At 61.5% G+C, this 2,442-nt stretch carries 2 protein-coding genes; both read left to right on the top strand.

Annotation, left to right across the window (positions count from 1 at the left end; genetic code table 11):
* Positions 1–591: 591 nt before the first annotated feature.
* Positions 592–1,548, top strand: a complete 957-nt coding sequence (locus tag EN991_RS32340; RefSeq protein WP_127370266.1) for an AraC family transcriptional regulator — start codon at positions 592–594, stop codon at positions 1,546–1,548.
* Positions 1,549–1,678: 130 nt separating this feature from the next.
* Positions 1,679–2,380: a nitroreductase family protein gene (locus EN991_RS32335; protein ID WP_245459417.1), complete on the top strand. Its 702-nt coding sequence runs from the start codon at positions 1,679–1,681 to the stop codon at positions 2,378–2,380.
* Positions 2,381–2,442 lie beyond the last annotated feature (62 nt).

Here is a 2,442-nt window from a genome sequence, read left to right as displayed (position 1 = left end):
ACGCGGCCCAGCGGTCAGCCCTCGCGAAATCCAGCGGACTCGGCCGCAAGCCAACTGCAAAAACGCCGTTGAGGAAAACACCAGCGAATCGGAAAGCTAAGGCCTAACAACAGGTGTCTATCAAAGGCGGCGGGGCAACCTGGATCACAAGGCAAGCATCACAATATCGCTCGGCTCCAAATATCGGCCTGGATAACAAATACCGTCCTCTGTTGAAAGCGACCGTGAGCCATCATCAGCTCTGACGAATGGCTGCAACCGATGGATGGTGAGACCACCGGACACTCATTGGGAGACCCCAGGGCGCAGCGTCCAATCTCATATGGTGCGGGGATGGCGGTAGGCTGCGGCGGCTGATCGGCCTCGCAGCTGTTCAGAGACAGGAAACTGCTCCATCCTTTTACCAGTTGCTCCGTTACGGCCGCAGCAATCTAGTGCGTGGTGCCTCCGCGCTCGGCATGTAGACAAGTTCTTCACCTGGAGACGCATTCATGATCGGCGGGCGTGTTGCCGTCTCTCTTGGTACTTTCGATTTGTGCAAACAATCCATAATTACGATAAGACGTTTCACTATCTCCGTTTCGAGGTCCAATGTCTGAAGTGGACTGGCTGAGCCATCTCCTGCAAATCATCACCGTGACCGGCCAGCTCGAGGTCCGCTGCGCCTATGGTGCACCGTGGCGCGTTGCCTGGAACAAGGCTGCCGCGAACGAAATTCCCTACCACGTCATAGTCAAGGGCCGGGCCATTCTCGAGGATCCGAAGACGAGAGCGGCGCGGGAGCTGCTGAGCGGAGATATTGTGCTGCTGCCTCACGGCGCGGCGCATGTACTGCACGACGGTAGCGGGCAAACACCAATTCCTACCCAGCAACGCCGGGGGTCAGCCGGATGGATGCTGAGCGAGAATGATGGCGAGGGCGAGCAACTGGATCTGCTGTGTGGGCGATTTTTTATCGCGCCGCCCCATGATCGACTGATCCGCAACTACCTGCCCGCCAACCTGGTGACACGCGCTGTGGACAGCCATGGAGAAGACGGCATGGGGTCCGCATCCAACCAACTTGCCGGTCTTGTCGGGCTGATGCGGATGGAGTCCTCCGGTGACAGGGCGGGAGGGCGCGCCATTCTCAACCCGCTTTCCTCGGCGCTTTTCACACTGGTACTGCGCGCGGCGAGCCAATCCGGGAAAGCCCCCGAAGGCTTGTTGGCCCTGGCTGGCCATCCGCGGCTGGCACCAGCAATTGCGGCAATGTTCGCCGATGCGGCACGGCCTTGGAAACTGCCCGATCTGGCCGATTTGTGCGGGATGTCGCGCGCTACGTTCATGCGCCAGTTTCAGGACAAGCTGGGTCGCTCCGCCCTCGATTTTTTGACTGATCTGCGCATGAGCCTGGCCGCCAACGAGTTGAAGAAGCCAGCCATCAGCGCCGAGGCCGTGGCCGAGACCGTCGGGTATCAATCCGTTTCGGCATTCCGGCATGTCTTCGCCGAAAGGATGGGGATGACGCCGGGGGAGTGGCGGCGACTGGCGCACAAGGGCGAGTAACGCACACGGTCTGGGATCGCGAAGGCGCAGTTTGATCCTTTCGCGCATCATACTGAGCTGAATCAGTCTCGAAATAATCACTCGTCCTCGTAAATTGGGCTCCGCAATCACTTGATAAGGGAGCCATCCAATGAACTGCATCGCCACCACCGGACCCGCAACCCGCGTAGCCGCCGAGATCTTCGGGGAGACCGGGAAGAGCGAAAACGCTTTCGCCACGAACGCCGTCATCGAAACGATCCTGAGCCGCAGTGCCGCCAAGTACTACGACCCTGCTGCCACCTTGAGCGACGACCAGATCCGCGGCCTGGTGCGTATCGGCACGTCCGCGCCAACCTCCTTCCACCTGCAGAACTGGCGTTTCATCGCCGTACGCTCGCCGGAAGCCAAGGCCCGGCTGCGTCCGATCGCCCGGAATCAGCCCGCGATCACCGACGCGGCCGTGACCTTCATCATCATCGGCCAGCTGGCCGATGCCAGCACCGTTCCAGCCCGCCTGGCACCCGTGGTGAAAGCCGGCATCATGCCGGCGCACCTGGTGCCGGAGTGGGAAATCCCCGCTCGCGGTCTGTATGACGATCAGCCGCAGCGCCAGCGCGACGAAGCCGTGCGCTCCGCGACCTTTGGCGCCGCGGCGATCATCTACATGGCCCGGTCGCTGGGCCTGGGTTCGACGCCGATGATTGGTTTCGACGCTGAAGCCGTGCACCGCGAGTTCGGCCTGGCCGAAGACGAAGTGCCGGTCATGCTGTTGACCGTCGGACCGGAGCGAGCTGGCAACTGGCCGCAGAAGCCGCGCATGCCGGTGGCCGATGTGCTGGACTTTGCATAACGAAAATCCTGGATTCGCGGGCGCGCGAGAGCTCCGAGGAACCCAGGCAGGGACCTCAAGGT

Origin of the sequence: Mesorhizobium sp. M7A.F.Ca.US.005.03.2.1, from assembly GCF_003997795.1 — a bacterium.
Lineage (GTDB): Bacteria > Pseudomonadota > Alphaproteobacteria > Rhizobiales > Rhizobiaceae > Mesorhizobium > Mesorhizobium ciceri.
This window is presented reverse-complemented; position numbering and strand designations above follow the sequence as displayed.